Source organism: Litoribrevibacter albus, assembly GCF_030159995.1.
GTDB lineage: Bacteria > Pseudomonadota > Gammaproteobacteria > Pseudomonadales > Litoribrevibacteraceae > Litoribrevibacter > Litoribrevibacter albus.
The window spans coordinates 359611-383612 of sequence record NZ_BSNM01000011.1 but is presented as its reverse complement, the minus strand read 5'-3'; the positions used below and the strand labels follow the sequence as shown (position 1 = coordinate 383612).

Annotated in this window: 24 protein-coding genes and 2 tRNA genes; 22 read left to right on the top strand and 4 right to left on the bottom strand. The window is 45.7% G+C overall.

Translation table 11 applies throughout. The features are described from left to right. Window positions 1–55: 55 nt before the first annotated feature. The 17 genes from QQL66_RS08785 (at window position 56) to nadA (ending at window position 14180) form a co-directional block, all read left to right on the top strand. Window positions 56–460 (top strand): hypothetical protein, encoded by a 405-nt coding sequence (locus QQL66_RS08785; protein WP_284380786.1) that lies wholly within the window; start codon window positions 56–58, stop codon window positions 458–460. Window positions 461–676: 216 nt separating this feature from the next. Beyond that, window positions 677–2449 (top strand): aspartate--tRNA ligase, encoded by a 1773-nt coding sequence (aspS, locus tag QQL66_RS08780; protein ID WP_284380784.1) that lies wholly within the window; start codon window positions 677–679, stop codon window positions 2447–2449. Window positions 2450–2604: 155 nt separating this feature from the next. Then, window positions 2605–3348: a YebC/PmpR family DNA-binding transcriptional regulator gene (locus QQL66_RS08775; protein ID WP_284380782.1), complete on the top strand. Its 744-nt coding sequence runs from the start codon at window positions 2605–2607 to the stop codon at window positions 3346–3348. Window positions 3349–3358: 10 nt separating this feature from the next. Continuing rightward, the gene (ruvC, locus tag QQL66_RS08770) at window positions 3359–3883 is read left to right on the top strand and encodes a crossover junction endodeoxyribonuclease RuvC (RefSeq protein ID WP_284380780.1); all 525 of its coding nucleotides are present in this window, start codon (window positions 3359–3361) and stop codon (window positions 3881–3883) included. Window positions 3884–3922: 39 nt separating this feature from the next. Then, a complete protein-coding gene (gene ruvA, locus QQL66_RS08765) occupies window positions 3923–4537 on the top strand; it encodes a Holliday junction branch migration protein RuvA (protein ID WP_284380778.1) in 615 nt (204 codons plus the stop codon). Window positions 4538–4622: 85 nt separating this feature from the next. Further along, window positions 4623–5636, top strand: a complete 1014-nt coding sequence (ruvB, locus tag QQL66_RS08760) for a Holliday junction branch migration DNA helicase RuvB (RefSeq protein WP_284380777.1) — start codon at window positions 4623–4625, stop codon at window positions 5634–5636. Between the two features lie 222 nt (window positions 5637–5858). Next, window positions 5859–6542, top strand: a complete 684-nt coding sequence (tolQ, locus tag QQL66_RS08755; protein ID WP_284380776.1) for a protein TolQ — start codon at window positions 5859–5861, stop codon at window positions 6540–6542. Window positions 6543–6604: 62 nt separating this feature from the next. After that, entirely contained in the window at window positions 6605–7051 is a 447-nt protein-coding gene (gene tolR / locus QQL66_RS08750) for a protein TolR (protein ID WP_284380773.1), read from the top strand. Window positions 7052–7059: 8 nt separating this feature from the next. Further along, window positions 7060–8031 carry a cell envelope integrity protein TolA gene (gene tolA / locus QQL66_RS08745; RefSeq protein ID WP_284380772.1) on the top strand — a complete coding sequence of 324 codons (972 nt, stop codon included), beginning with the start codon at window positions 7060–7062 and terminating at the stop codon, window positions 8029–8031. A gap of 5 nt (window positions 8032–8036) precedes the next feature. Continuing rightward, window positions 8037–9371: a Tol-Pal system beta propeller repeat protein TolB gene (gene tolB, locus QQL66_RS08740; RefSeq protein ID WP_284380770.1), complete on the top strand. Its 1335-nt coding sequence runs from the start codon at window positions 8037–8039 to the stop codon at window positions 9369–9371. Between the two features lie 84 nt (window positions 9372–9455). Beyond that, window positions 9456–10046 (top strand): OmpA family protein, encoded by a 591-nt coding sequence (locus QQL66_RS08735; protein WP_284380768.1) that lies wholly within the window; start codon window positions 9456–9458, stop codon window positions 10044–10046. 60 nt (window positions 10047–10106) lie between these two features. After that, window positions 10107–11087, top strand: a complete 981-nt coding sequence (locus QQL66_RS08730; RefSeq protein WP_284380767.1) for a tetratricopeptide repeat protein — start codon at window positions 10107–10109, stop codon at window positions 11085–11087. 150 nt (window positions 11088–11237) lie between these two features. Then, window positions 11238–11921, top strand: coding sequence for a 7-carboxy-7-deazaguanine synthase QueE (queE, locus tag QQL66_RS08725; RefSeq protein ID WP_284380766.1), 684 nt, complete (start codon window positions 11238–11240; stop codon window positions 11919–11921). Between the two features lie 70 nt (window positions 11922–11991). After that, the gene (gene queC, locus QQL66_RS08720; protein ID WP_284380764.1) at window positions 11992–12663 is read left to right on the top strand and encodes a 7-cyano-7-deazaguanine synthase QueC; all 672 of its coding nucleotides are present in this window, start codon (window positions 11992–11994) and stop codon (window positions 12661–12663) included. A gap of 129 nt (window positions 12664–12792) precedes the next feature. Continuing rightward, window positions 12793–12868: transfer RNA gene (locus QQL66_RS08715), tRNA-Lys, on the top strand. A 52-nt stretch (window positions 12869–12920) separates the two neighbouring features. Continuing rightward, a tRNA-Lys gene (locus QQL66_RS08710) sits at window positions 12921–12996 on the top strand. A gap of 137 nt (window positions 12997–13133) precedes the next feature. Then, complete coding sequence (nadA, locus tag QQL66_RS08705; RefSeq protein ID WP_284380763.1) at window positions 13134–14180, top strand: quinolinate synthase NadA; 1047 nt, start codon at window positions 13134–13136, stop codon at window positions 14178–14180. A 57-nt stretch (window positions 14181–14237) separates the two neighbouring features. Here the strand turns inward: nadA and QQL66_RS08700 are convergent, their stop codons facing one another. Further along, window positions 14238–15683, bottom strand: a complete 1446-nt coding sequence (locus tag QQL66_RS08700; RefSeq protein ID WP_284380761.1) for a M48 family metalloprotease — start codon at window positions 15681–15683, stop codon at window positions 14238–14240. Window positions 15684–15826: 143 nt separating this feature from the next. Here QQL66_RS08700 and QQL66_RS08695 point away from each other — a divergent pair, with 143 nt between their 5' ends. Together QQL66_RS08695 and QQL66_RS08690 are read left to right on the top strand one after the other, a co-directional pair. Then, complete coding sequence (locus QQL66_RS08695) at window positions 15827–16087, top strand: sulfurtransferase TusA family protein (RefSeq protein WP_284380759.1); 261 nt, start codon at window positions 15827–15829, stop codon at window positions 16085–16087. Next, window positions 16080–17159, top strand: a complete 1080-nt coding sequence (locus QQL66_RS08690) for an AI-2E family transporter (RefSeq protein WP_284380757.1) — start codon at window positions 16080–16082, stop codon at window positions 17157–17159. Before QQL66_RS08695 ends, QQL66_RS08690 begins: the two co-directional genes overlap by 8 nt. Window positions 17160–17212: 53 nt before the next feature. On the opposite strand, the gene QQL66_RS08685 is transcribed toward QQL66_RS08690, so the two are convergent. Next, window positions 17213–17680, bottom strand: a complete 468-nt coding sequence (locus tag QQL66_RS08685) for a peroxiredoxin (RefSeq protein WP_284380755.1) — start codon at window positions 17678–17680, stop codon at window positions 17213–17215. 134 nt (window positions 17681–17814) lie between these two features. Continuing rightward, the gene (locus tag QQL66_RS08680) at window positions 17815–18345 is read right to left on the bottom strand and encodes a glycine cleavage system transcriptional repressor (protein WP_284380754.1); all 531 of its coding nucleotides are present in this window, start codon (window positions 18343–18345) and stop codon (window positions 17815–17817) included. 220 nt (window positions 18346–18565) lie between these two features. On the opposite strand from QQL66_RS08680, the gene dapA reads away from it, so the two are divergent. From dapA to QQL66_RS08665, 3 genes are all read left to right on the top strand, one after another. Continuing rightward, window positions 18566–19444, top strand: a complete 879-nt coding sequence (dapA, locus tag QQL66_RS08675) for a 4-hydroxy-tetrahydrodipicolinate synthase (RefSeq protein WP_284380752.1) — start codon at window positions 18566–18568, stop codon at window positions 19442–19444. Window positions 19445–19458: 14 nt separating this feature from the next. Next, window positions 19459–20574, top strand: a complete 1116-nt coding sequence (gene bamC / locus QQL66_RS08670; protein WP_284380751.1) for an NlpB/DapX family lipoprotein — start codon at window positions 19459–19461, stop codon at window positions 20572–20574. 86 nt (window positions 20575–20660) lie between these two features. Beyond that, window positions 20661–21431: an MBL fold metallo-hydrolase gene (locus QQL66_RS08665; protein WP_348524839.1), complete on the top strand. Its 771-nt coding sequence runs from the start codon at window positions 20661–20663 to the stop codon at window positions 21429–21431. Between the two features lie 119 nt (window positions 21432–21550). On the opposite strand, the gene QQL66_RS08660 is transcribed toward QQL66_RS08665, so the two are convergent. Continuing rightward, on the bottom strand, window positions 21551–23962 hold the full coding sequence (locus QQL66_RS08660; RefSeq protein ID WP_284380749.1) for a Lon protease family protein: 2412 nt from the start codon (window positions 23960–23962) through the stop codon (window positions 21551–21553). Window positions 23963–24002: the final 40 nt, after the last annotated feature.

The window sequence follows — 24002 nt, the reverse complement described above, 5'->3', positions numbered from 1 at the left end:
AATTAAGTTAGATATTTGGATTGAGATAATACCCGCAAGGGATTCGAGGAAATACATGAAGAAACTTACACTGTTTATTACGAGCTGTTTAATTGCTCTTTTGATGGGATGTCAAAGTCAGCCTGTAGCACAGCAACCGCTTCCACCACAAATGCCAGACTGGATTGATAATCCTGGGAATGGGGTGGTTGGATCGTCCGTAACCCATGTAAAAGGGCGTCATTTCCAGGAGCAGCTTGCTATTTCGAGAGCGCGCCAACAATTGGCAGCTCGTCAGGGCGTCGATGTTGAATATGTTCAGATGTCTACCGAGACAGTAACCAATGAAACAGCGAATACCAAAGTAAAACGTGTTGGCTCAGAAGAAGTGTCAACCAAGACCGTTCGGGCGAAGGTTGTGGAGAAGTGGATAAACCCGCTGACCCGAGAAGTCTTTGTTTTGGTTGTTCCCACTAACTGATCGCGGAAATCTGGTGGTTTTTCGTTAATTTTGCTCCAGAAATCCAGTATATAACCGAAAAGTCTGGCTAGCTCTAGCCGGACTTTTTTTTGTTGCCTATAATAGCCTCTTTTTTCCGATTTCTGCCTGCGATTCAGGTCAGGGGATTGGTCTGAATCGAATGAACTGTAGTTACCAAATCATCAAATAAGAAAGAATTGAGTTAGGAATTAAATTATGCGCAGCCATTATTGCGGTGCTTTAAGAAAAGAACATGTAGGACAAGAGATTACTCTCTGCGGATGGGTTCATCGTCGTCGTGACCACGGTGGTGTTATCTTCCTGGACGTAAGAGACCGCGATGGTATTACGCAGGTGGTATTTGACCCGGATCGTGAAGAAAGCTTTGCAACAGCGGACAGCGTTCGTAACGAATATGTGATTCAACTGACTGGTATCGTACGTGATCGTCCTGAAGGGACCATCAATAAAGAAATGCCAACGGGTGAAATTGAAGTACTTGGTCACTCTCTGATTGTATTGAACAAGGCAGAGACGCCTCCGTTCCAGTTGGACGAGCATCAAAGTGTCGGTGAAGACATTCGCCTGAAGTATCGTTATGTGGATCTTCGTCGTCCAGAGATGCTAGCAAAATTACGCCTTCGTTCGAAAATTACTACGGCAATTCGTAATCACCTGGATGGTGAAGGCTTCCTTGATATTGAAACGCCGATTCTTACACGTGCTACCCCAGAAGGTGCGCGTGATTATTTGGTACCAAGCCGTACTCACGCTAACAACTTCTTTGCTCTACCTCAGTCACCTCAGCTGTTTAAGCAGTTGTTGATGGTCTCAGGTATGGATCGCTACTACCAGATCGCAAAATGTTTCCGTGATGAAGACTTGCGTGCTGATCGTCAGCCTGAATTTACTCAGATTGATATCGAGGCATCATTCGTTTCTGAAGAAGACATCATGTCGATCACTGAAGGTATGATTCGTAACTTGTTCAAAGAGACGTTGGATGTTGACTTGGGTGCGTTCCCAAGAATGCCTTATTCAGAAGCGATGGAAAAATACGGCAGTGATAAGCCGGACATGCGTATTCCGCTTGAATTGGTAGACGTTGCTGACTTGATGACTGAAGTTGAATTTAAAGTATTCAGTGGTCCGGCAAAAGATCCAAAAGGTCGTGTAACGGCTCTTCGCCTGCCAAAAGGTGCTGAACTAACTCGTAAGCAAATTGATGAATACACCAAATACGTTGGTATCTACGGTGCGAAAGGTCTGGCTTACATCAAGGTAAACAACAAAGACGATTTGGAAGAAGGTCTACAGGCGCCAATCGTTAAGTTCCTACCAATTGATGTACGTAAAGCGGTTCTTGAGCGTACTGGTGCTGAAAATGGTGACATCATCTTCTTTGGTGCGGACTCAGCGAAGGTAGTAACTGAAGCCTTGGGTGCATTGCGTTGTAAGCTGGGTGAAGATATGGATCTTTACACATGTGCATGGGCACCGCTTTGGGTTGTTGACTTCCCGATGTTTGAAGAAACCTCGGACGGTGGTTTGACCGCTATTCACCACCCGTTCACTGCACCTTCTTGTACTCCGGAAGAATTGAAAGCAAACCCTGCTGCAGCTCTTTCTAAAGCTTATGACATGGTTCTGAATGGTTGTGAGCTTGGCGGTGGTTCTATCCGTATCCACGATCAAACAATGCAACAAGCAGTATTCGAAATTTTGGGTATCTCTGAAGAAGAGCAAGCTGAGAAGTTTGGCTTCTTGTTGGATGCATTGAAGTTCGGTGCTCCACCGCACGGTGGTTTGGCGTTCGGTCTGGATCGTCTTGTGATGTTGATGACCGGTTCTGATTCAATTCGTGAAGTAATTGCTTTCCCTAAAACTCAGAGCGCTAGCTGTATGATGACAGATGCTCCGGGAGAGGTTTCTAGCAAACAACTTCGTGAGTTGAACATCAAATTGAGAAAGTCGGCGACTGAAGAATAAGTTCTTCTTGTCTGATTATCTTAAAAAAGGCTCCTTCGGGAGCCTTTTTTTATTTCTCGGTAGAAAAGATGACTGTATTTTAATACAGTATGCAGCTAGAGTTTCATTACCTGGGTAATTTGTAGCTAGTTTGAGTTGGTGAGGGAGGTCGTAATATGGCAGGACACAGTAAATGGGCAAATATTCGTCATCGTAAAGCCGCCCAGGATGCCAAACGCGGCAAGGTTTTCACCAAAATCATTCGTGAGCTAGTCGTTGCAGCCAAGCAAGGTGGTGGAAATCCTGAAGATAACCCGGGTTTGCGTGCTGTCATTGATAAGGCCCTAAGTGCCAACATGAAGCGTGACACCATAGAAAAAGCCATTCAACGTGGTACTGGCGGTGGTGATGACGCTAATTTGGATGAGTTAACGTATGAAGGCTATGGGCCTGGTGGTGTAGCTATTTATGTGACGGCGCTTTCGGACAACCGAAATCGTACTGTGAGCGACGTGCGTCATGCGTTTACTAAACATGGTGGAAATCTGGGAACAGATGGTTCCGTTGCTTACCTCTTTAATAAAGTAGGTCATATCGTGTTTGGTGAAGGCGCTGATGAAGACCAGATCATGGAGCTGGCCTTGGATGCTGGCGCTGAAGATGTGGTGGGTCATGAAGATGGTACGGTAGAAGTCATTACCGCACCGAACGATTATCTGGCAGTCAAAGAGGCGCTGGCTGAGATAGGCACTGAAGTGCTGTCGAGTGAAATTACTCAGCTGCCGAGTACCAAGGCAGATCTCTCTGTCGAAGAGGGGGCTAAAGTGCTTCGATTGATTGATCGGCTTGAAGATTTGGATGATGTTCAGGATGTCTATTCAAACGCGAACATTCCGGCTGAATCTTATGAATTACTCTAATAGGTTTTAAATGGCGATTATTCTTGGGATAGACCCAGGTTCCCGAATTACTGGTTATGGCGTTATTAATACGTTGGGAGCGAAGCATGAATACGTTGCCAGTGGCTGTATTCGTGTAAAGGGTGAATCCTTATCTGAGAAGTTGAAGTACATCTTTGATGCGGTGAATCAGGTGATAGATACCTACATTCCGCAAGAAATGGCCATTGAGCAGGTGTTCATGGCTAAGAACGCTGATTCTGCTCTAAAGCTTGGGCAGGCCCGAGGCGCTGCAATTGTGGCTGCGACATCACAGGACCTTGAGGTCTATGAATATGCTGCCAGACGAGTAAAGCAATCCGTGGTAGGCAAAGGCAGTGCGGATAAAGTTCAGGTTCAGCATATGGTGACGACCTTATTGAAGTTGCCGGGAGTGCCTCAGGCAGACGCAGCGGATGCTCTGGCCATTGCCCTTTGCCATGCTAATTCCAAACTAAGTATGGTTCGGATGGGTGGCGCGAATGCGGTTCGCAGAGGTCGAGTCAGAACCATTTAGGTTTTAAAATTTTTAACAGAAGATAATTGGTCGTATCGCGTGATTGGACGAATAAAGGGAATACTGGAAGAAAAGAACCCACCGCAACTGTTGGTGGATGTGAATGGCGTGGGTTATGAAATTGAAGCGCCTATGACAACGATCTACCAACTTGGAGAGATTGGGACAGGCGTGGTATTACATACGCATTTGACTGTCCGGGAAGATGCACATTTGCTTTACGGTTTTATTTCGAAACAGGATCGCACTCTTTTCAAAGAGCTGATCAAAGTGAATGGTGTGGGGCCGAAAATGGCGCTGGGGATCTTATCCACGCTGGATGCTGATCAGTTTGTTGGCTGTATTCATGCAGAGGATAGCTCCGCATTAGTGAAACTGCCAGGTATTGGCAAGAAAACAGCCGAGCGTTTGATCATTGAAATGAAAGATCGACTGAAGGACTGGGCGGGAGTAACAATGGCTTTGCCTTTGGAAGCTGCGGCAGGAAATGCACCTGAGATAAATGCCAATGCTGATGTAGAAGCAGAAAGTGCTCTGATTGCATTAGGCTATAAACCCACTGAAGCGACCAAGATGATCAATGCTGTGAAAGGTCAGGCGAGCAGCAGTGAGGAGTTAATTCGATTGGCCTTGAAGAGCTTGTCGAAGCGATAATCCGCTTGTTCGTATTTTTTAGAGATTGTTTTTTAGAAATCGTTCTCTAGAAATATAGGGACAGCAAACCCATTAGGTAAGATAGATGTTAGAACCGGATCGTTTAATTTCAGCGCAGCCTGTAACGCAAACAGAAAATCATCAAGATAGAGCGTTACGCCCCAAACAGTTAGCTGACTATGTAGGCCAGCCTGAGGTTCGGGATCAAATGTCGATCTTTATTGAGGCGGCAAGAAAACGTCAGGAAGCCTTAGATCACACCTTGATATTTGGGCCTCCTGGTCTGGGTAAAACTACCTTAGCGAATATTATTGCCAACGAAATGGGAGTGGATATAAAAACTACTTCCGGCCCTGTGCTTGAGAAAGCGGGGGATTTGGCGGCGATGCTAACCAACCTTGAACCTCACGATGTGCTGTTTATCGATGAAATTCATCGGTTAAGTCCGGCCATTGAAGAAGTTCTCTATCCGGCGATGGAAGATTACCAGCTGGACATCATGATTGGTGAAGGGCCGGCGGCTCGTTCAATCAAGCTGGATTTACCTCCTTTTACTCTGGTGGGCGCCACCACACGAGCGGGGTTGTTGACCTCTCCGCTAAGGGACCGCTTTGGTATTGTTCAGCGATTGGAGTTTTATTCCGTACCTGATTTGACTCATATCGTACAACGCTCCGCCGAGAAATTAGGCATGACAATGGATCCTGGTGGTGCAGAGGTAGTGGCTAGACGTTCCCGAGGCACCCCTCGTATTGCTAACCGTTTACTTCGAAGAGTTAGAGACTATGCAGAAGTGAAATGCGGCGGCATTGTGAATCAGGATGCGGCGGATCAGGCACTGAATATGTTGCATGTGGATCAGCACGGCTTAGACCATATGGATCGTCGTTTATTACTTGCTATGATTGAGAAATTTGATGGCGGCCCGGTTGGAGTTGACAGTTTGGCTGCAGCGATCAGTGAAGAACGTGACACCATTGAAGATGTGTTGGAACCCTATTTAATCCAGCAAGGATTCATCATGCGAACCCCGCGCGGGCGAGTCGTTACCCAAAGCGCGTACCTTCATTTTGGACTTGATCTTCCTGAGCCTAAATAGGGCTCAGGGGATATCCTTCCCCCTTTCGACTGTTAACCTTTGATGAAATTTTCATTCATTTTGACGTGGCTTTGGATGAAGTTTTGCGCGATTCGTGTATATTGTTGTTCCTATCAATGAACTAATCAATGAATCTAGGTTCTTAACCCAAAGACCTAAGACTTCACTTTAAAAATCACTAGTAAAGACAGCCATCATTCTATTGTCGCAAAGGATATAAACATGCAAGATCAACTATCAGTTTGGCATCTGGTGAGTGAGGCATCACTTCTTGTTCAATTGGTTATGCTGATTCTGGTAATGGCTTCAGTTGTTTCATGGGCCATCATCGTTCAAAGAACCCGTACTCTTTCAGCAGCAAAGCGTTCTGCCAGTGATTTTGAAGAGCGTTTTTGGTCGGGAATGGATTTGGCTCAACTGTATCGTGAAGTTTCAACGAATCCTGATCCAGACAGTGGTATGCAGAATATTTTCCGAGCCGGGTTTAAAGAATTCAGCCGATTACGCCAACAGCCGGGTGTTGATCCTGATGCGATCATGGAAGGAACTCAGCGTGCCATGCGTGTTGCCTGTTCTAAGGAAGCTGAAAAGCTTGAAGAAACCTTACCTTTCCTTGCGACCGTTGGATCGACCAGTCCATATATCGGCTTGTTCGGTACAGTGTGGGGGATCATGAACTCCTTCCGTGGTTTAGCAACCATGAAACAAGCCACTCTGGCAGTTGTTGCACCTGGTATTTCTGAAGCTCTGATTGCAACGGCCATTGGATTGTTTGCTGCGATCCCTGCGGTTATTGGTTATAACCGATTCTCAGCGGTGGCAGATGACATCGTTAGCAGTTATGAAACCTTTGCTGATGAATTTTCTGCCATTCTTCACCGTAAAGTGCATGCGGTTCAAGGCTAACGACGAGTTAACGGTGTAGCGCAATCACTTCTGTTGCGCTATCCATCGAAAGGAAAGAAACAATGGCAGCGACTCAACCTATTCGGGGCAGCAATAAAAAGCATCGCCCTATGTCTGAAATTAATGTGGTGCCTTACATTGATGTGATGTTGGTGCTTTTGGTTATTTTCATGGCAACGGCCCCACTATTGACCCAAGGTGTCAGCGTTGAACTACCTAAGGTCGATTCTGAGTTGATTGATGAAACCAAGCAGGCTGATCCTCTGGTTATTTCAATTGATAGAGCCGGAGACTTCTACCTATCCATCAGTGCAGAACAGAAAAAAGCCATTGAGCTGGATAAACTCATCATTCGCATCAAGGCGGCTCGTTCTCAAACTCCGCAAGTAGCCGTGTTAATTCGAGGCGATCAGCAGGTCGCTTATGGCAAAGTTGTTACTTTAATGGCTCAGCTACAGCAAGCCGGAATTGAAAATGTTGGTTTAATTACTGAACCGGCTGAGAGTTAAGTTACGGCATGGATGAGTTAAAGAGCTTCAAACAACCTTTACTGATTTCATTGGCAGTGCATTTTGCGTTTGCACTGTTTTTATTGGTGGATTGGGGCTTCGAGCAAGAGCAGACTAAAAAAGTCGAGCTACCACATGTTGTTGCATCGTTGGTTACTGACGATCCTTTTAAGCAGCAAAAGCAGAAAGATATCGCTGAAAAACGTAAAAAGTGGGAAGCTGAACGTAAACGTAAGGCAGAGCAAGAGCGTAAGCGTGTCGCGGCAGAGAAGAAACGAGTTGCTGATCAAAAGCAAAAAGAAGCAGAAAAAAAACGTAAGTTAGCGGAACAAAAACGAAAAGAAGAAGCCAAACGGAAGGCTGCGGAAGAGAAGAAAAAACAAGAAGCGTTGGCGTTGAAGAAAAAAGAAGAAGCCCGCAAGAAACAAGAAGCTGAACAAAAGCGTTTAGCGGAAGAAAAGAAAAAAGCAGAACAGATAAAAGCTAAGCAAGAAGCCGAGCGGTTAGCTAAAGAAGAGCTGGCTAAACAAGAAGCTGAGTTAGCCAAGCAGGAAGAAGAGCGTAAGCGTAAAGAGCAGGAAGAGAAAGAGCTTAAAGAATTAGAAGCTTTGGAAAAAGAGTTAGCTGAGTTAGAGAAAGAAAAGGCCTCAAAAAAACAATCGGAAGTGAATCAAAAGAGTAATAACAAACCTCTTGATCAGGTTGTGGCGATTATTAAACAATCTGTAATCTCTAATTGGACTATCCCCCCTGGTTCAGAATCAGAACAGGTGATTTGGGTATGGTTGTTTTTTCTGCCTGATGGTGATTTGAGGGATGTTAAAGTAGTTAAATCTTCTGGCAATGTAGCTTTGGATCGAAGTGTCGAGAAAGCTGCGTGGAGTATGGGGAATATCCCTGAAATTCGAGATTTGACTACTGATAATTTTAATAAATTGAACAAAGGGTATGTATTCAATTTTGTACCGCAAAGTAAGTGAAATTTATGAAAGTTAGATTAATACTAATAGTGTTGTTGGTTTTTTGGGGATCATTTGTTCGTGCTTTTGAAGGCGAAGATGGACCTAGAATTAGTATTTTAATCACCAAAGGCGTTGAAAGTGCTATCCCTGTGGCGGTCGTACCGTTTTCTTGGCAGGGTAAAAATGCCTTGCCCGAGGATGTTTCCGGGATTGTCTCTAGCGACCTGTATCGCAGTGGCTATTTTGACTTGTTACCGGTCGGTCAGATGCTCAGTCTTCCGAATAAATCAGAAAACTTCATTTTCTCTGATTGGGAGCGTACCAATCAGGACTTCGTGCTGATTGGGCAAATCGGTTTTGATGCTACTAAATCCCAGTATCAGGTTCGTTTTGAGCTGTTCGATATCTTTCTGGGGCAAAGCGTATTAGCAGAAGTGGTTCCAGGAAAAGAAGAGCAACTTCGTGACATAGCTCATTACATCAGTGACAAGGTTTATGAAAAGATAACGGGCAAGCCTGGCGCGTTTTCTACCGAGATCGCTTATGTAACGGTTGAAAACGTTAAAACTGATCCTGTCTATCAGTTAAATATTGCTGATGCGGATGGTGGTCGGGCACGTTATGTGCTTAGGTCAGATGAACCTATCATTTCACCAAGCTGGTCAAATGATGGGAAAAAGCTGGCTTATGTTTCATTTGAGCGCCGCAAAGGTCAGAAGCTGGGGCGTCCGGCGATTTACATTCAGTACAAGGAAACTGGTAAGCGAGTTCGTGTTTCTTCATTTGAGGGATTAAATGGTGCACCAAGCTGGTCGCCTGATGACCAAAAGCTGGCATTTGTGTTGTCCAGAGATGGAAATCCGGAAATTTATGTTCTGGATCTAAATACCAAAAAGCTGTCTCGTAAAACGCGTCATTACGCAATTGATACAGAGCCAAGTTGGACACCGGATGGAAAAGGCATTATTTTTACTTCTAATCGTATTGGAAACCCACAGATTTACAGGCTTGACCTTGCAACGGATAAGGTTGAGCGCTTAACATACACAGGGGATTATAACGCGAGAGCACAGATGACACGGGATGGTCGTTATTTGGTTATGGTGCATCGCAGTGAGGGAATTTTCCATATTGCAAGGCAAGACTTGCAAACGGGACGAATCAAAGTTTTAACTGAAAGTGATCTCGATGAATCGCCAAGTGTTGCACCCAATGGTGGAATGGTGATCTATGCTACTAAATATAGAGATCAAGGCGTATTGTCTGTAGTATCGATAGATGGTGAAGTAAGTATGCGCTTACCATCAAGCAAAGGTGATGTGCGGGAACCTGCGTGGTCACCTTATTTACGGCGGTAGATTTATACAGAAATAGCCTGCAGTTTGAACTTGAAAAGTATTTAAAATTGAAACTGATAACCTAACTGGATCATGGGAAAGATTATGGACTTAACGCCATTCAAGAAATTTGCACTAGTATCTTTATCTGCTGCGGTATTGACTGCATGTGGTTCTAACCCAACTCAAGAAGAGACTTCTTCTTCAACTGCAGGTACAACGACTACTGCAACTCAAACTGAAAGCACTGGTTCTACCACAACCACTTCAGGTACTGGTGAAGCTTCTGGTGTGAGTGGTCAGACTGTGTCAGGTCAAACTGCTAATTCTATGGCTGAAAATTCAATGTCAGAAGCGAACGCAGCTAAGGATGCTGCAATGGCTGCATTGACCGTTTTCTACTTCGACTTCGATAAGTCAGAAGTAAAAGGTGAAGCGTTGAACGCACTTAAAGCGCATTCTGCGTATTTGAAGCTGAACTCATCAGCTAAAGTACACTTGGCTGGTCATGCTGATGAGCGTGGTACTCGTGAATATAACTTAGCGTTGGGTGAGCGTCGTGGTAAAGCTGTTGCTCAAATCCTGATGGCTGAAGGTGTAGCTGCTTCTCAAATCGAAGTAATTAGCTACGGTGAAGAGAAACCAGCGGATTTCTCTAATCATGCTAAAAACCGTCGTGTTGAATTGAGTTACTAAGCATTTGCTTAGTAACTTAGTTATTCAAACCCTTGTCTCTTTACGACTTCGGTTTTATTTATGAAAAAAAGATTCTATAACGGTCTTTTAGGGGCTCGCGTTGCGAAGCCCCTTTTTAGTGTGTTGGTTTTGGCGGGTCTGGCAACGCCAGTTTGGTCGGTTCAGGTTACTGAGTCATCACCAAGTTACGTAGCGCCTTCTGAGCGAGCACAGCGAGTTGTTCCTCCGGTAATGGAAACACAGCAACAGCTGGCGGAAGCGACTCCTGCTCCTGAACAGACAGCTGCACCAGTTTCTTCTTCAGGTTATTCCCAAGTGTCGAATGATTCGATTACCGCAGCGGATGACAGTGGTGGTGATGTTGAAGAATTTGGGATTATTACTGACTCGGTTGAGCCAGCTAATCCGTTGGCGGATGACCGTAAACTGTTGGTTCAAGAGCTTCAGACCTTAAGGGCGAAAGTTGAGACTCAAGAGCGTCAAATCCGTGAGCTGAAAGAAAAGAGTAAGGCTCTTTATGCGGATCTGGATCGTCGTTTACAGAAGATGGCTGAAAAACTGGTGGCTTTGGAAACGGCACCTAAGGCTGTAGTTACTCCTGTGGAAGATGAAGTTGCTCCTGATCCAACAGAGTCAGTTGTTGCTGAGGGCTCAACGTCTTCAGAAACGGATCAGAGCCGATATCAAAAAGCGAAAGCGATTCTTGATGAAGGTGGGCGTGATACGAAAGCTGCATTGGAGTTTGTGCGCTTATTAAAAGATTATCCCGATACGCCTTTGAAACCTAATGTTTATTATTGGTTAGCCCAGATCTACAAAAGAAGCGGGGAAGTTGAAAAGGCGGAAGGCTTCTATAATCGGGTTTTGGAAGAATATCCAAAAAGCATAAAGGCAGCTTCCAGCTTGTATTCTTTAGCGTCGATGAAATCCAGTCAGGGTTTGAAAGCGGAGGCAGATCAGTTGTTGAAACGTTTGTTGGATGTGTATCCAAATTCTGCGGAAGCTGTTAAGGCTAAAGCCTCTCTTGCTGCTCCAAAATAAAATCTGACTCACTGCGTTTTACCATGCGTTTTGGTCGGATAAGTCGGTGAATACCTAGTAATATGATAAAAGCTTGGTGTTCGCCGGTTTCATATCTTTTCCGCTTCGGTTAATATCGCGCCTCAGTTTTTGTTGGTGAAATATTAATCTATGTCTCAAGCTGCTCCTTCTGACGCTGTTCATTCAGAGTCTCCTAAATTACGAATAACCGAGATCTTCTATTCATTGCAAGGTGAAACTCGTACAGTGGGGTTGCCGACGGTGTTTGTGCGCCTGACGGGGTGTCCTCTACGTTGTCAGTATTGTGATACTGAATATGCCTTTAGTGGTGGTGAGTGGATGTCTCTGGACGAGATAGTAGAGACAATTTCATCCTATCCAACCAAACACATTACTGTGTCGGGTGGAGAGCCGCTAGCGCAACCTAACTGTATTCCGTTATTAGCACGTTTATGTGATCTTGGTTATGAGGTGTCACTCGAAACCAGTGGTGCTATGGACGTTTCAGAGGTTGACGTTCGGGTGAGTAAAATTCTAGATCTGAAAACACCGGATTCAGAAGAATGTCATCGTAACTTATACGACAACATCGCTGCGTTGACGCCAAAGGATCAAGTGAAATTCGTAATTTGTAGTCGTCAGGATTACGACTGGTCGAAAATGAAAGTCGATCAATACTCTTTACTTGAAAGAGTTGATGATGTTTTGTTTTCACCAAGTTTTCATCAGATATCCGCGACAGAGTTGGCCGACTGGATCGTAGAGGACGGGATTCAGGTTCGGATGCAGTTACAGCTCCATAAACTATTATGGAACGATGAGCCAGGGCGTTAAGTGTCTGTGAGGCAGTGGTTTCTGATCGGTAATTAATTGAAATAAGAGTGTGAGTTAAATAGAGGTTGTAATGACAAAGAAAGCCATCGTTTTGGTATCGGGTGGTTTGGACTCTGCCACTGTCTTGGCTATGGCCAAGGAGCAGGGCTTTGAGTGCTATGCATTGAGTTTTAACTATGGTCAGCGACATACATCAGAGCTTCAGGCTGCGCAGCGTGTGGCGGCTCAGATGGGGGTTAAAGAGCATAAGGTTGTGACCTTGAATCTGGATGATATTGGTGGTTCAGCGTTAACCGATGCATCCATTGATGTACCTGAGCATGAAACGGATGGTATCCCGGTAACTTATGTGCCAGCCAGAAATACAGTGTTTTTGGCAATTGCTCTTGGTTGGGCGGAAGTGATTGAGGCTCAGGATATTTGTATTGGAGTCAATGCGGTTGACTACTCTGGCTATCCTGATTGTCGCCCTGAATTTATTGAAGCGTTTGAGCGCACAGCGAATTTGGCGACCAAGATGGGTGTCGAAGGTCAGAAAATTCATATCAACACGCCATTAATGAAGCTCTCTAAAGCCGATATCGTGAAAGCCGGGACAAAACTTGGTGTGGATTACGGACTAACGGTGTCTTGTTACCAGGCGGATGACGAGGGTCGTGCCTGTGGTAAGTGTGATGCGTGTCGATTGAGAGCAGCAGGTTTCGAACAGGCTGGTTTGACCGATCCGACTCGATATCAGTAGTTTTGGTGAAAAGTTGAACGATTAAATCGCGATATTTGGCTGGGTGTTATTTTTTTTTAAAGTTACTAAGTATTTTTTTAAAAAAGTCTTGCATTTGAAAATTTTGACGTTAATATACGCAGCCACTTCGGGTCGTTAGCTCAGCTGGTAGAGCAGTTGGCTTTTAACCAATTGGTCACAGGTTCGAATCCTGTACGACCCACCACGAATTTAAAAGAAGTTGACAGCGTCAGCTTTTAGTATTGAAACCAGATAATGGGTCGTTAGCTCAGCTGGTAGAGCAGTTGGCTTTTAACCAATTGGTCACAGGTTCGAATCCTGTACGACCCACCATTATTCAAGGGAGCTTTGCTCCCTTTTTTCTTGCCTGAAATTTGCCCTCTGGGCTTTCCTGTACTTCGTACAAGCATCAAAACATGCTAAAATCCGAGCCATAAACATCCAAGAATTCTGAAAGTAGATAGAGCTTTATGAGTCAACCACGCATTGAAATTGATTTGGATCGACTGTTTGTTCAGCAGCACTTTGAATCGGCGCCAAAGGTCCTTTCTGAAGAAGAGATTGCAGCCTACAAAGATCGTATTAAAGTGCTATTAAAAGAGCGTAATGCAGTCTTGGTTGCCCATTACTATTGTGATGAGCACGTTCAGGCGCTGGCTGAAGAAACCGGTGGATGCGTAGCTGATTCATTAGAAATGGCTCGTTTTGGTAAAAACCATCCGGCAGACACCCTGTTGGTGGCTGGTGTGAAGTTTATGGGTGAGACTGCCAAGATTCTTAGCCCGGAAAAAACGGTTTACATGCCAACTCTCGATGCTACCTGTTCTTTGGATCTGGGATGTCCAGAAAAAGAGTTCTCAGAATTTTGTGATCAACATCCTGATCGTACCGTGGTTGTCTATGCAAACACCTCAGCAGCGGTTAAGGCCAGAGCTGATTGGGTGGTTACTTCCAGCATTGCCTTGGATGTCGCTGAGCATCTGGCCGCGAACGGAGAGAAAGTAATCTGGGCACCGGATAAACATTTGGGCAGTTATGTTCAGCGTATGTCGGGTGCGGATATGATTTTGTGGGACGGTGAATGCATCGTTCACGATGAGTTCAAAGGCAAAGCGCTTGCCGATCTGAAAAAAGTGTATCCTGATGCGGCCGTATTGGTTCACCCTGAGTCCCCTCAGGCGGTGGTTGAACTGGCGGATGTAGTTGGTTCGACCTCTCAGTTGATTAAAGCGGCGACCGAGTTACCTAACAAACAATGTATTGTGGCAACGGATCGGGGCATTTTTTACAAAATGCAGCAGGCTGCGCCAGACAAGGAGCTGATTGCTGCGCCAACGGCCGGTGAGGGTGCTACATGCCGTAGCTGTGCAAATTGTCCGTGGATGGCGATGAATTCCTTGGAGCGTATCGAGAAGGTGCTCAAGGAAGGCGGTGAAGAAATCTTTGTGGACGAAGAGGTTCGTCAGAAGGCGATGAAGCCGTTACAAAGAATGTTGGATTTCAACGCACCGAAATAACGTATAGAAAGAAGCCTCCGAAATGGAGGCTTTTTTGTGTCAGCTTGTTCAACTTAATTACTGATTGAATTCCGTCTTCAAGGACTCGATGTACTTGATGCGTTCTTCGATGATGGATTTCTCATGGAAATCAAATTCGGCCAGTTTAACTGCACGCATCAGTTGTCGTTGGGCGTTGGTAAAATCGCCATTCAATTGATAGTACTCGGCTGCTGCTTTGTAATAGCCGATTTGATTGTTGTTGATGCGGTGTGCCTCTGCCAAACGTGTCCAGACATGAGGATCGTTTGGTCGGCGGTAGCTGATGTCTTGTAGCAAGAAGGCCGCCTGACGGGCTTTTCCATTCTTACCGTAGGTGTTTGCCAAATACATGGTGATCACATAGTTATCAGGGTTGTCGGCCAGCAGTTTCTTAAGAACGGCTTCTGACTCGTCCAGTTTTTCCTGTTTTGAAAGAATCTCGGCTTTTAGAACATTAAGCGTAATACTCATTGGATGGAGCTTCTGGATGCTGCCGAGTGTCTTTAATGCCGTGTCATATTGTTTATCTTCCATTTGGCAAATAGCTAGCGCATAGAAGGCGCTTTTTTGTTGGATACTCGCGGCGTTAACAGCTTGATCCTGATATTTATTGATGCACTCTTTGGAAGAAGAAATGGTGTGAATTTCCGCTCTGCGTTTCATCAGTTGGAATTCGAAGTTCGTGCGGCTTTGTTTGAGTGTGTACTGGGAGGCTCGGTTTGCACTGTCAGAGATCCGGGACTCGGTCAGTGGGTGAGTCAGTAAGTACTCAGGAGGATTTGTTCCCCAAAAACGCTTGGCCTCGTTCATGCTTTTGAACATGTTCGTCATATCGTGAGGGCTGTAGCCTGACTTGTACAGGGTGTCCATTCCTATACGGTCTGCCTCCTGCTCCATATCCCGGCTGAAAGCGAGTTCAGCCTGAGCGCTGGCTGCATAGGTGGTGGAACCGGCTGCAATGGCCGCAGTGCCCCCCGTTGTTACTGCTAACAGGACGGATGCCAGCAAGCCAACCATGGTTAATGGTCTGCGTTGTTCTGCCTCCTGAACACGGCGGGCAAAGTGTCGTTGGCTGATGTGGGCTAATTCGTGGCTCAGTACTGATGAGAATTCGCCTTCACTGTTGGAATAGAGGAACAGGCCGGTATTCACCCCGATAACGCCACCAGGAACGGCAAATGCGTTGAGGGTGTTGTTATCCACAACGATGGTTTCCAAACGTCGATCTGTGAGCTGGCTGTTCTCTACTAAACGGTAGATGGTGTACTCAAGATAATCGTTGATCAGTGGGTCTTCAAGAGTCGGTGTCTGATTTCTTAGTGCTCTTAACCACCCTCGACCCAATTTATGTTCTTGTTCCAGTGAAATGAAACCTGACGTAGAATCGCCTAGGCTGGGGAGTTGGTTTGAGGCATAGACAACTGACTGAAAAGCAATCAGGAAAACACATAAAATTGCAGAGAAGCGATAGGTTTTGATCATTGGTGCTAGCAGTACCCGATGTTTTTTACTTAGACTATACCAACTGCACGTTTATGTATATCGGCAGCGCTAGGATGCACCTGCAAAGGTGAGAGTGAGTTAGAACAGCGCATTTTATTTCTTTAAATGATAGTAAAGACAAGATGAGTGATCCTTCAGTTCCTGAAAATTACGACGAACTACTTGATGCCAGTGGCTTAAATTGCCCGCTTCCATTACTTAAAACAAAACAATCGCTGAATAAGCTGGCATCAGGTCAGGTGCTGAAAGTGATTGCAACCGATGCTGGGTCTTGGAGAGACATTCAGGTGTTTGTTAATAACTCAGTGAATGAACTGTTGTGCGCGGAGCAGGACAAAGATCAGTACTGCTATTGGATAAAGAAGGGCATCGTGAATGATTAATATTTTAAAACGTTGGGCTGAACAGTACTTTTCAGAGGAAGAACCTGTTGTATTTTTGTTGTTGCTCTTCTTCACGGCTACCTGTCTTTGGTTGTTTGGCAGCATTTTAACACCCGTGATTGCTGCCGTTATTATTGCTTATATGCTTCAGGGATTGGTGAATCTGTTGACAGCCAGAGGGGCGCCGCATGTGCTTGCTGTCTCGATAGCGGTAGTGTTTTTCATGGGGGTGTCTTTAGCGCTCTTACTGGTTTTATTGCCTTTGGTTTGGTCTCAGCTCACTTCCTTTTTTACGGAAGTCCCAAGGTACAGTACTGAATTCCAGTCGTACCTGATTGGTTTAACCCAAAAGTACCCAGGTCAATTAAGTACAGATCAGTTGGACGAATGGTTTGCTTTGGCAAAAGGTGAAATAGGCCAGCTTGGTCAGTTTTTAGTGTCACTCAGTGTGTCCAGTATTCCAGGTGTTATTACCATTCTGATTTATTTTGTGGTTGTGCCATTGATGGTGTTCTTTTTCTTAAAAGATAAGGATTATTTCTTAGCCAGTTTGCAATCCATCTTACCGAAGAAACGCCGGATGCTTGATTCGGTGGGTGAAGAGATGAACGAGCAGATTGCGAATTACATTCGCGGCAAAGTCATTGAAATTGTGATTGTGGGCGTGGCGACTTACATTGGTTTTGCCATTCTGGGGCTTCAATATTCAGTCTTGTTGGCCTTGCTTGTGGGTTTATCGGTTCTGATTCCCTATGTGGGGGCAACGGTTGTTACTGTGCCTGTGGCTGCGGTAGGGTTAATCCAGTGGGGTACGGGCTCAGAGTTTGTGACCCTGATGATTGTGTATCTGGTAATCCAGGCATTGGATGGTAATATCCTGGTGCCGCTGTTGTTCTCTGAAGCCGTTAACCTTCACCCCGTAGTGATTATTGTCGCTGTGTTGTTCTTTGGTGGCTTGTGGGGCTTCTGGGGAATTTTCTTTGCGATTCCTTTAGCAACCTTGATCAAGGCGATCATGACGGCGTGGCCAAAGGTGGCTAGTCATCATGAGTTGGCGGATGGTGCGGAGTAAAGAACAAACAAAGGGAAGGGAGCCACAGGCTCCCTTTTTTCTTGTATGAAGACTTACAGTGCTTTGACTGCTTCAAGCACTTCTTCAACGTGGCCTTTTACTTTCACTTTACGCCACTCGTTCCTCAGAACACCTTCGGAATCAATTAGAAACGTACTGCGTTCGATGCCCATGTACTCTTTGCCATACAGTTTTTTCAACTTGATCACATCAAAGTGGTTACACAGTGCTTCTTCAGGGTCTGAAATAAGTTCGAATGGAAACTCTTGTTTGGCCTTAAAGTTGTCATGACGTTTCATTGAGTCTTTGGATACGCCATAAATCTCAGTGTTGTGCGATTGAAACTCGTTGTATAAATCACGGAAGTTCTGACCTTCTGTGGTGCAGCCAGGCGTACTGTCTTTTGGGTAAAAGTAGATTACTACATTTTTTCCCTTCAACGCTGACAGGGTAACTTTCGTGTCGTTGGTTGCTTCAGCAGTAAAATCTGGAACGGGCTGGCCCACAGCAAGCTCTGTCATAATAGAATTCCTTTGGTAGAGATAAATTTCGATGTGAGATTTTATACGAATAAAACAGGAAGTTGGATGAATTCACCAGGAAATCCTTGTAAGGACTTCCCGGAGAAAAAGTGCTGGTCTAGACGATCGGTGTATTAACGCAATGGCTCGATGATGGCATCCAGATTGCGGTCGTCACAGAACTGAATAAATTCGTCTTTAAGTTGCGCGATGCTTTGAGAGCTCGGGATATTCACTCGCATTGCCAGATTGAACATCTGAGTCCCGGTATGAGGCGCTGCATAGGTGCCTGTGGATAAGTCATCAATGTTGATGTTACGGGTAGAAAAGAAGCCGGTGATATCGGAAACAATACCCGGATTATCGATGGCAATGATTTCTGTCACGTAAGCAATCGTGTCGTGGCAGGTTTCGCGGCCTGTCGTACGTTTTATGATGGTAGTGAGCTGAAGTGCATCTGCTTCGCTTGGCAGTTTATTCTCTAATTCCTGAATACTGTCGTCAGATCCGGAGACCATCATGATGATTGCAAATTCACCGCCTAATACGGTCATTCGGCTGTCTTGAATGTTAGCCCCGTGGTTGGCAATGAGGGTTGAAAGGTCTTTAACGATACCAGAACGGTCTGAGCCAAGTGCGGTGATTACTAAGTTATTCTGTGCCATATACTTCCCACTGTGGTTGAAGGTAACCGATATTCCTGAGAACGGGTTATCTTTCCATGATTTTAGTTTTGGATGAGACAAATAATAGGCGATGGCCAGCGGTTATTAAACTCATCTGTAAAAAAATCCTGCAGAGCTTTGAGAATCCCTCTTGTTTCCCTTGTGTCCTCTTGTTCAGGGCTCTAAAATGACCGGCTTGGAATTCCATCGGAGAGGCCTAATGATTACCGGCAGTATTGTTGCACTTGTTACCCCTATGCTTGATAACGGCAAAGTTGATTGGGGAGCTCTGGATCGCTTGATCGATTTTCACATCGATAATGGAACTGATTCCATCGTAGCGGTTGGTACCACAGGAGAGTCTGCGACTCTTGATGTGAAAGAGCACTGCTTGGTAATCAAACATGTGGTGAACCGTGTTGCAGGTCGTATTCCTGTGATTGCCGGTACTGGTGCGAACAGCACAGCGGAAGCGATTGAGTTGACTGAAACGGCTCATCAATCGGGTGCCGATGCCTGTTTGTTGGTAACACCGTATTACAACAAACCAACCCAGGAAGGTTTGTATCAGCATCATAAAGCGATCTCGGATGCCGTGGAAATTCCTCAGATTCTTTACAATGTTCCGGGTCGTACCGCGTGTGATATGTTGCCGGAAACCGTTGCTCGCATTGCTGAACTAAAAAACGTTGTGGGTATCAAAGAAGCCACGGGTGATTTGGAGCGAGCCAAGCAAGTCATTGATGCTGTGCCGGAAGGTTTTGCGGTTTATTCTGGTGATGATGCCACTGCCTTTGAGCTTATTTTGTTAGGTGGTCACGGCAATATCTCTGTGACGGCGAACGTATTGCCAGCGCAAATGTCACGTTTGTGTCAGTTGGCTTTGGCTGGTAAAGCCGAAGAGGCAAAAGCACTGAATGATGAACTTATGGTTGTTCACAACGCGATGTTCCTGGAAAGCAACCCGATTCCGGTGAAATGGGCATTGGCCGACATGGGGCTGATGGGCCAAGGTATTCGTTTGCCATTAACCGTTCTGGATTCAAAGTACCGTGCACAGGTGCATGACGCGCTAAAAACTGTAGGTGCGGTTAAATAATTAAGGAAATTTGAGTGTCTGTTGTTAATCAGCTCAAGAAAGTAAATGCAGCTGCGATCATGGTCGTCGCTGCATTTTCTTTATCGTCTTGTTCACTTTTTTCTGATTTGGATGAAGAGTACAAGAACGTTCAAGAGACGAGTCCAACCGTTGGATTAAATGGTCAAGCCTCTGAGTTTATCGATCTTTATCCTATTCCAGATCAACAAAAACTGGCTCCAGGGGAATTGATTGCAGAAGTGCCTCGTCCTGAACCTTTGTCATTAACGGATGATAAAGATGGCGTACAACTGCGTAAGCTCGATGATCAACGTTGGATTGTTGTAGCTCAGCCGCCTAACCAGGTATGGCCGTTAGTGCGTCAGTTCTGGGATCTGCATCGCATTGCTGTGGTCTATGAACAACCAAAAGACGGTGTGTTGGAAACTCGCTGGATCAAACGAAATGACGAGCGCCAATCCTTGATGGCGAGAGTCAAAGGACGTGTCTTCCTTGGGGATGATTTGCTCGACAAATACCATGTGTCGGTAGAGCAGGGCATTCGTCGTGGCTTAACGGAAGTCCATTTGGTTCAGCGCTCTGTCGGGCTTTATGAAAGTAATTCTGCTCCGAGTGCCTACGAGCCGAATGAGGCTTGGCCAAAGCAGTCAGAAAACCTTGCGTTATCTGCAGCGGTTATTGATGAGTTAATTACCTTTTTGGCAAAACAAACCGTGACCGGTCAATCAACCTCTTTCTTGGCTGAAGGCATTGTGGGTGATTCCCGAGTGGCGCTAGTGCGTAACGAAGATGATTATCCTATCCTCCAACTAGACGCACGTTTCGATCGTGCATGGGCTTCTGTGGTGAATTCAGCGGATGATTTGGTGCTGAAAGTGACGGATCGTAACCGTTCAGAAGGTCAGATCTTCGTTACTTATAATCCTAGAGCGAAAGAAGACGAACCAGGATTCTTTGCTCGACTGTTTGGTGCGGATGAAATTTCCGAGAGCGATCAGGAGTTGCTATTGAATGTGGTGACCCTTGATGAGTACCGTGTCCAGGTAGTTGTACTGGATAAGGAAGGGAATGTATTGGATGCATCTCAGGCGTTGAAAGTGCTTGAGTTCGTTCAGGATCGCTTGTTCTAATTATGCTGCGAGCACTGATCTACAGTGCTCGCCTTGTCTTACCTTCTGTTCTTAACCCTGAATTGTCATAACCCTTTTGTGTTTATATGAGTCTCATTGAGTTTGCGTCTCTCGGTAGTGGTAGTAAAGGCAACGCCACTTTGGTGAAGGCCGAAGATACTATCATCATGATCGACTGTGGCTTCACCGTTAAAGAAACGGAGATTCGGTTGGCGTCACTGGGCGTTGAACCTTCTCAAGTGACGGCGGTGTTAGTGACTCATGAACATGGGGATCACATTAAAGGCGCTGCGCCCTTTGCTCGTCGATATAAAATTCCTGTGTATATGACATACGGAACGGCCAGAGCAAAGTCGCTGGAAACGCATCAACAGTTAGCGCTTATTTGCAGTCATGAGCCATTCAAGGTGGGAGCACTGAGCATTCAGCCTGTGATTGTGCCTCACGATGCTCAAGAGCCCGTTCAGTTTGTTGTAAAGTACCAGAATAAACGATTAGGTGTTCTGACGGATCTGGGTAGTTATACGCCCTATGTGGTGAACCATTACAAACAGTGCGATGCTTTGTTGTTAGAGTGCAATCATGATCTGACTATGTTGCGATACGGGCCATATCCTCCTTCACTGAAACAACGGGTGGCGGGAAATTATGGTCACTTAAATAATCAGCAAGCAGCTCAGTTTTTAAAGCAAGTGGATCAGGATCGCTTACAGCACTTGGTAGTGTCACATGTCAGTGAACAGAACAATCAAGTGGATCTGGCATTGGACGAGCTGGTTCAAGTCTGTGCCCGAGGGCGAGATTGGATCAAGGTAGCCAATCAGGATGAAGGGTTTAGCTGGTTATCCATTTTGTAATTGGGTTGTGAATCCTGTCTGAACAAAGTTAAAAAAGGCCCTGAACGGGCCTTTTGTTTATCGGTCTTTTTAACGACTGAACGTTTTTTACAACTGAGCATTTTACAACTGTATATGTCTTAGGACTGAGCCTCTTCCTCCTCGTCCTCTTCTTCACCTTCTTCGATTTCGGCCAACTCTTTCAAGCGATCAACCACTTTTCGGTTAAAGGTGTTTTCCGGGAAGACGCCATCGTCGTCTTCTGTACCAGGTTCTGCGCCAGTAAGTAGCTCCAACGCTTCATCCGCATGGCCAACCGCAAAGATGTGGAATATCCCTTCTTCAACGGCTGCGACGATTTTTCGATCCAGCATCAGATTACGAACATTTGACTTAGGAATGATCACGCCCTGGTCACCAGTGAGCCCTCGGGCTTCACATAGGCGGAAGAAACCTTCAATTTTTTCATTCACGCCGCCGATGGCTTGGACTTCGCCATGTTGGTTCATCGAGCCGGTCATTGCCATTGATTGCTTGATCGGTGTTTTGGTGAGCGATGACAACAAGCAGCACAGCTCGGCCAGTGAGGCACTGTCTCCGTCAATATGACCATAGCTTTGTTCCATCGCCAGACTGGCTGACATGGCGAGTGGGAAATCCGTGGTGTATCGGCCGCCCATGTAGCCACTCATGATCATCACCCCTTTGGAGTGAATGGCTTGACCAAGGTTGGCTTCACGTTCGATATCTACAATGCCTCGTGAGCCAGGATAGACCACAGCTGTAATACGAGCAGGTGTACCAAAAGTGGAATCGCCGATTTCAAGGACGGTCAGGCCATTAATTTTACCAATCGCTTCGCCTTCTGTGTCGATCAAGACGGAACCATCCAACATCTCTTCCAGAATCAAGTCTGCGATTCGTCCGGTTCGGTTCTGCTTGGCGGCCAGGGCCTTATCGATGTGTTTGCGATCAATGAGAGCATCGCGAGACAGTTTACGAACCATCTCTGCTTCACCCAAGAGTTCAAAGATATCTCCGATGCGCGCCGATAAATGTCTCTGGTTGTCTGCCAATCGTGAGCTGTATTCCACCATTCGGGCAACGCCTTCCTGGGATAAGTCACGATAGCTTTTCTCATCCACACGGCTTTTCAACAGCTGAGTAAAGAAGGTCAGAGCCGTTGGGGTTCTTGGCAGGCGTTCATCAAAGTCCACCAATACTCTGAATAATTCACGAAACTCTTCATCGTAATCCTGAAGCAGGTAATAGACTTCACGAGACCCAATAAGAATGATCTTTACGTGCAAGGGTAAGCTGTCAGGCGATAACGTAGCCGGACTGAGAAGGCCCATATCTGAATATGGCGATTCCATCGTTAATTTGCGAGATTTAATGGAGCGCTTCAGTGCGTCCCAAACGAAAGGTTCGGACAGTAATTTATCGGCTTCTATGACCAGATAACCGCCATTGGCTTTATGCAGTGCGCCTGGAACAATTTGACGATAGTTTGTAGTCAGTGTGCCTTGATCTGTGGTGTATTCAATCCGGCCAAACAGGTTTCGGTAACTCGGATGACTTTCGTAAATCACCGGGGCTCCGCTGTCTTTGGAGCGGGAGACCATGATGTTCGGCTCGTATTGATCCAATAGCAGAGCGCGTTTCTGGGCGTCTTCCATTTTTTCTAGAATGCGTTCTTCCACTAGCTGATCAATAACGGTCTTCAGCAGGTGTTCACGAGTGCGATCCAGGAACAGTTTGACGCCATTGTACTTGCCGTAGGCTTTTCTCAACGGCTTCAGCAACGGTTTAATGGCTTCATCAATAGTGGCCTGATTCAGTTTTCTTAGCTGTTCGTTGCTCTCTCTACGCCATTGTGGAAGGTTAATAAGCTCATTGTTGAGCATGTCTTCGAGATAGCTGATGGTTTGATGAATTTCTTCCCGATCGTCGTCAGGGAGTTGAGCGAACTCAGTTTCATCCAGCGCTTTGCCTTCACGAATGGGCGTAAAGGTAATGGTGCCTGCTTCTTTGAACACTGCAATATTGGCACGTAAGGCTTCACGCTCTACGTTATCCAGGGCTTTGTCGTATAGCTGGTTGAAGGCTCTGTCGATTTGATTCTTGTTATGTTGATAGGTCGGGTGTTCGAACACGGAAGGAAAGGTGCTCATCAGGTTATCAACAAAACGTTCAAGATCATGCTTGAAGTTATTGGCCAATCCGGCTGGCAGTTCAATCGCCATTGGCTCTTTCGGGTTTTCGAAATGGTTAACGTAGACCCAGTCGCTTGGTGCGTCCTGATCGGTGGCGATGTTGGATAAATAGTCCTGAACGTAAGAAGAACGACCTGTACCATTTTCGCCCATCAGGTAAATGTTGTAGCCAGGTCGATCCATAGCTACGCCGAATTCGATGGCGTTGACCGCGCGTTCTTGCCCAAGAATACCGTCAAAAGGTTCTACTTCACTGGTCGCGCTGAATGAGGCTTCAAGAGTCTTTGTGGCGGCGCTTAATTCGCTTGGCTTAAGGCGTTTAGGGTGTCTTTCCATGTGTGATCCTTACATCAAATGCCTAAAGTGGTAATACCAA

Bases quoted from the DNA above. Each gene is read 5' to 3' on its own strand.
- QQL66_RS08785 (WP_284380786.1), top strand. From the start codon at position 56: ATGAAGAAACTTACACTGTTTATTACGAGCTGTTTAATTGCTCTTTTG.
- aspS (WP_284380784.1), top strand. From the start codon at position 677: ATGCGCAGCCATTATTGCGGTGCTTTAAGAAAAGAACATGTAGGACAA.
- QQL66_RS08775 (WP_284380782.1), top strand. From the start codon at position 2,605: ATGGCAGGACACAGTAAATGGGCAAATATTCGTCATCGTAAAGCCGCC.
- ruvC (WP_284380780.1), top strand. From the start codon at position 3,359: ATGGCGATTATTCTTGGGATAGACCCAGGTTCCCGAATTACTGGTTAT.
- ruvB (WP_284380777.1), top strand. From the start codon at position 4,623: ATGTTAGAACCGGATCGTTTAATTTCAGCGCAGCCTGTAACGCAAACA.
- tolQ (WP_284380776.1), top strand. From the start codon at position 5,859: ATGCAAGATCAACTATCAGTTTGGCATCTGGTGAGTGAGGCATCACTT.
- tolR (WP_284380773.1), top strand. From the start codon at position 6,605: ATGGCAGCGACTCAACCTATTCGGGGCAGCAATAAAAAGCATCGCCCT.
- tolA (WP_284380772.1), top strand. From the start codon at position 7,060: ATGGATGAGTTAAAGAGCTTCAAACAACCTTTACTGATTTCATTGGCA.
- tolB (WP_284380770.1), top strand. From the start codon at position 8,037: ATGAAAGTTAGATTAATACTAATAGTGTTGTTGGTTTTTTGGGGATCA.
- QQL66_RS08735 (WP_284380768.1), top strand. From the start codon at position 9,456: ATGGACTTAACGCCATTCAAGAAATTTGCACTAGTATCTTTATCTGCT.
- QQL66_RS08730 (WP_284380767.1), top strand. From the start codon at position 10,107: ATGAAAAAAAGATTCTATAACGGTCTTTTAGGGGCTCGCGTTGCGAAG.
- queE (WP_284380766.1), top strand. From the start codon at position 11,238: ATGTCTCAAGCTGCTCCTTCTGACGCTGTTCATTCAGAGTCTCCTAAA.
- queC (WP_284380764.1), top strand. From the start codon at position 11,992: ATGACAAAGAAAGCCATCGTTTTGGTATCGGGTGGTTTGGACTCTGCC.
- nadA (WP_284380763.1), top strand. From the start codon at position 13,134: ATGAGTCAACCACGCATTGAAATTGATTTGGATCGACTGTTTGTTCAG.
- QQL66_RS08700 (WP_284380761.1), bottom strand. From the start codon at position 15,683: ATGATCAAAACCTATCGCTTCTCTGCAATTTTATGTGTTTTCCTGATT.
- QQL66_RS08695 (WP_284380759.1), top strand. From the start codon at position 15,827: ATGAGTGATCCTTCAGTTCCTGAAAATTACGACGAACTACTTGATGCC.
- QQL66_RS08690 (WP_284380757.1), top strand. From the start codon at position 16,080: ATGATTAATATTTTAAAACGTTGGGCTGAACAGTACTTTTCAGAGGAA.
- QQL66_RS08685 (WP_284380755.1), bottom strand. From the start codon at position 17,680: ATGACAGAGCTTGCTGTGGGCCAGCCCGTTCCAGATTTTACTGCTGAA.
- QQL66_RS08680 (WP_284380754.1), bottom strand. From the start codon at position 18,345: ATGGCACAGAATAACTTAGTAATCACCGCACTTGGCTCAGACCGTTCT.
- dapA (WP_284380752.1), top strand. From the start codon at position 18,566: ATGATTACCGGCAGTATTGTTGCACTTGTTACCCCTATGCTTGATAAC.
- QQL66_RS08665 (WP_348524839.1), top strand. From the start codon at position 20,661: ATGAGTCTCATTGAGTTTGCGTCTCTCGGTAGTGGTAGTAAAGGCAAC.
- QQL66_RS08660 (WP_284380749.1), bottom strand. From the start codon at position 23,962: ATGGAAAGACACCCTAAACGCCTTAAGCCAAGCGAATTAAGCGCCGCC.